General features: G+C 66.0%; 5 protein-coding genes. 2 read left to right on the top strand and 3 right to left on the bottom strand.

Annotated elements, in window-relative coordinates; all coding sequences use genetic code 11:
- Positions 1–170: 170 nt before the first annotated feature.
- Positions 171–599 carry a hypothetical protein gene (locus FNH05_RS33840; RefSeq protein ID WP_144592924.1) on the bottom strand — a complete coding sequence of 143 codons (429 nt, stop codon included), beginning with the start codon at positions 597–599 and terminating at the stop codon, positions 171–173.
- Between the two features lie 86 nt (positions 600–685).
- Here FNH05_RS33840 and FNH05_RS38515 point away from each other — a divergent pair, with 86 nt between their 5' ends.
- Positions 686–829 carry a hypothetical protein gene (locus FNH05_RS38515; RefSeq protein WP_186382874.1) on the top strand — a complete coding sequence of 48 codons (144 nt, stop codon included), beginning with the start codon at positions 686–688 and terminating at the stop codon, positions 827–829.
- 287 nt (positions 830–1,116) lie between these two features.
- Here the strand turns inward: FNH05_RS38515 and FNH05_RS33830 are convergent, their stop codons facing one another.
- Together FNH05_RS33830 and FNH05_RS33825 are read right to left on the bottom strand one after the other, a co-directional pair.
- On the bottom strand, positions 1,117–2,106 hold the full coding sequence (locus FNH05_RS33830) for an alpha/beta hydrolase (RefSeq protein WP_222426787.1): 990 nt from the start codon (positions 2,104–2,106) through the stop codon (positions 1,117–1,119).
- Entirely contained in the window at positions 2,103–3,107 is a 1,005-nt protein-coding gene (locus FNH05_RS33825) for an SDR family NAD(P)-dependent oxidoreductase (protein WP_246128104.1), read from the bottom strand. The genes FNH05_RS33830 and FNH05_RS33825 overlap by 4 nt, the downstream gene beginning before the upstream one ends.
- On the opposite strand from FNH05_RS33825, the gene FNH05_RS33820 reads away from it, so the two are divergent.
- The gene (locus FNH05_RS33820; RefSeq protein WP_144592923.1) at positions 3,106–3,966 is read left to right on the top strand and encodes a helix-turn-helix transcriptional regulator; all 861 of its coding nucleotides are present in this window, start codon (positions 3,106–3,108) and stop codon (positions 3,964–3,966) included. The two genes, FNH05_RS33825 and FNH05_RS33820, sit on opposite strands and share 2 nt — an antisense overlap.
- Positions 3,967–3,969 lie beyond the last annotated feature (3 nt).

Below are 3,969 nucleotides of genomic sequence, written 5' to 3'. Positions count from 1 at the left end.
GGTCCAGACAGCCGGTGGGCCGCTACCCGCCTGAGGCCGGCTGACTCGGTGTGGTCGCGCGAACAGCCGGGTGGCCACGCCGCCGACACTGGCGAAACCGCAGGTCAACGCTGGTGTGATTGCTGCGCGGTGATCAGGAAGGCGACGTCGTGATCACCGGTAACGAGATCTCAGGAACGCGCGCCTGCGGAGTCCGGCCGAACCGGAGTGATGCCGAACTTCTCGATCATGAATCGCCAGAACAGCGGCACGGCCTCAGCGGCCGGACGAACGATGCGGTCGTCGTGACCGCTGATCGCACGATGCTCGATCAGTACCTCGTCGCCGGTCGGCCCCCAGCCCATTCGTGGCAAGGACACGATCACCTCCTGGATCGGCGGATCGGCGGGAATCGGCAAGGGCGTCACCACGAGGCCGTTGAGCGTCCAGATCCCCGCGAGCCGCTCCTGGCCCCCGCACTCGCGGACGCTATCGATCACCTCCATGAGGACGCCAAGCTGCGGATTTGCATCGGTGAACTCACGCGCCCGCGCGACTACCTCTTCCCAAGCCATCGGCCGGAACGGATACGGCCACGATCTCGAATTGATCCGTTGCACCCGGCCAGTGTCGCAGCCGCCAGGTCCCGCCGGCCACGGGTTTGTTGCCGCACCGCCGTTCGCCTGACGATCAGAAAGACCGGCTCATGACCGCCAACGACGAGGTGTCACCGAACACCGCTCGCGCTCTCGGCAGGCGGCTCACCGGCCAGGTCGACGATCAGACCAAACCCGCGAAACCAACCCCGCAAACCCCGCAGCGCGAGACCGAATCCCTGTTTGACCAGTGAGAATAGGTTGTTAATCAGCTCCTTCGTCGCGCGTTGACCGGCTGGGCGTTCAACACTAAGCGGCGCCGCAACCCGAAACCCCGTGACGTCGAACGGGTACTGATGTGGTTGCGCGCGAACAGCATTCCGGTGTCGCGGCTCAATGACGTGGCGATGCTGCGGGTACCAGCAATCACTCCACAACCCCAAACAAAGATCAACTTGACACAGAGAGGCGCCGTTGCTGAGACGGACCCCGACGGCCGGCCGTCACCGCGCAGCGCCGCTACGGAGGGGTGGGCTCTCCATCAGGTGCTCCCGGTGTCGAGGTTTGCAGGCAATTTGTCGGCCCATTCGGTGATCGTGGTGACGTAGGTGGCCGGGTCATGGCCGTGCATCGAGTGCGGCATTTCGGGAAACGCGCGATAAGTGAAGGAGTTACCGGTTCCCTCGACCAGCTGCCGTACCCGCTGCACCTGGAGGTCGGTGAGCGCGCCGAGCACGTTGCCAGTGTCCGGATCCACGTGGTGGAAGTGATGGGTGAACAGGACCGGCACCTTCACGTGATGCAACAGGGTCTCGTGGTCGCAGTTGATCGTGGCCCGCCCGGAAACGAACGCGTCACCCCACTCGGGGTCGTACTCGCGGAGATCCTGCGGCGGAGCGGCCGGAGGACCACCGGTGCCGGCGGGTACCATCTGGCGCAGTGCGGCGAGCATCCAGCCGGGGATCTCCCGGCCCATCGCCTGCTGCATCCCGGCGAAGTCACCGATACTCCACTGTGGACCGAGCCACTTGTGCCACATCCGGAACATCGGCCCGACGCCCTGATGGATGGACGGACCGACCGAGGGAGTGCTCTGCGAGGCAAACAAGGGGGCGTCTTCGTAGACCGCTGCCCGGACCTGGCCGGGTGCCGCGAAGGCGGACAACCAGGCCGCGATCACACCACCGGACGACAGGCCGCAGACCACCACCGGCCGCTTGACGACCCGGTCGATGAAGCGAACCAGGTCACCACCGAAGATGTCCACGCTGTAGCGCCCCGGCGTCCAGGTGGACCGGCCCTGGCCCCGCAGGTCCACGGCGTAGACCTGGTAGCGGTCGGCCAGCAGCCGCATGGCTTCCTCGTAACCCCACCACGATTCCGTCTGCGCCGGGATGAGCAGCATTGCCGGCAGTCCGGGATCACCGGCCACGGCGTAATTCATCCGGATCTCGCCGAGGTCCACGAGCTGTTCCGGATAGTTGTGCGGTACGAAGATCTCGGCGTGGTCGGCGGCCTCCACGTAGCTCACGAGGCCACCGCCCCGACGAGTTCGTTGGTCGCGTCCCAGAGCCGGCCGGCCATGACCTGATCGAGCCCGGCCTTACCCTGCCGGCGAACGGCCGGGTAGCCCCGCAGGCCGCCCAGACCATCCGGCCCGACATAGGAGTTACCGGGAACGTCCTGCGTGGCGGCATAGAGCACCGACAGCGCCCCGCGCTCAGGATCGTTGGTAAGGAACGTGAACCGGTTGACGACGTTCGACCGCGAATGGGCGGCCAGCGCGGTACGGGCGATACCCGGGCTGGCGAGCACCGAACGGACCCGGCTGCCAGCAGCAGTCAGCTGACTCTGCAGTTCCAGGGAGAACAGCACCACAGCGAGCTTCGACGCCTCGTAGGCCCGCATCCCGTTGTACTTGCGCCTGCGCCAATCGAGATCCGTCAAATCGATCTTGCCCTGCCGATGCAGTTGGCTGGTCACGTGCACCACCCGATCGGTGACGTACTCGAGCAGCAAGTTGGTCAGCACGAAAGGACCGGTGTAGTTGGTGACCGTCTGCAGGTCGAGACCGTCCGCGGTACGCGCGGCGGGGATGTCCATCACCCCGGCATTATTGATCAGAATGTCGAGGTCTCCCGACCAGGAATCGGCGAAGGCCCGGACCGACTTCAGATCCGACACGTCAAGGGACCGGATATCGAAGATGCCGGGCAGCCCGGCGACGGCGCGACGGGCCTTGCCGGTGTCGCGTACGCCTAGCACGACGTGGGCTCCGGCGCGAGCGAGTTCGCGCGCCGTGATGAGGCCGAGACCACGGCCGGCGCCGGTGACCACCACCGTCCGGCCGGTCAGGTCTGGAAGTTCGTTCGCTGTCCACTTGGTCATCGGTCGGCTCCGTTGTTTTCGGCGAGGCGATCGGTGATCGCCCTGCCAGTCAACGTGGCGCCCCGCGAGCGGGGAAGGACACGCGCTACCACTGAATGACAGGTCATGGCTGCGCCACGCCGGATAGCCGACAATAAGGACCATGGCTCGTACGTTCGACCGCTCGTCTCTCGGTGCTTTCCTGCGCGCTCGACGTGCGGCCCTGCAACCGGAGGATGTCGGGCTGCGCAGAGGGCAACGCCGGCGTGCCCCAGGCCTGCGTCGCGAGGAAGTGGCGGAGCTGTGCGCCATGTCCGCCGACTACTTCGCGCGGCTCGAACGCGGCGATGGGCCACAACCCTCGGAAGCCATGGTTGCCGCCATCGCCCTCGGCCTCAGGTTGACCCCGGACGAACGCGACCACCTGTTCCTGCTCGCCGGCTACCGCACCATCCGCCGTGAGGTCCGGACCCAGCACGTGAGCCCCGGGCTGATGCGTGTCATGGACGGCCTGACCGCCACCACCGCACAGGTCATGGGTCCACTGGGCGAGACCTTGCTGCAGACCCCAGCCGCTGTGGCGCTGCTCGGCGACCAGACGCAACATACCGGCAACGCACGCTACGCGCCCTACCGCTGGTTCACCGATCCAGCCGAGCGGGAACGATATGATCCCGAGGATCACGGCGAGAACAGTCGGATCAACGTCGCACTACTCCGCGCCGCCCTCACCCGGGACGGGCTCTGCTCCCCCGCAGCCGACCTCACCGACCTCCTGCAACGCACCAGCGACGAATTCGCCCAACTGTGGGAACGTCACGAGGTCGGCCTCCGCTGGAGCCACACCAAACGGTTCGTCCATCCCCAACTCGGACAGCTCGATCTCTACTGTCAACTCCTGCTCGAACCCGACCAGGGACAGTCGCTGCTCATCTTCACCGCCACCCCCGGCACCGAAAGCCACGAAAAACTCGCACTGCTCACAGTGCTCGGCACCGACCAATTCACCTTCCACACCAACTAGTAC

Source organism: Amycolatopsis rhizosphaerae (assembly GCF_007713715.1).
Lineage (GTDB): Bacteria > Actinomycetota > Actinomycetes > Mycobacteriales > Pseudonocardiaceae > Amycolatopsis_E > Amycolatopsis_E rhizosphaerae.
This window is presented reverse-complemented; position numbering and strand designations above follow the sequence as displayed.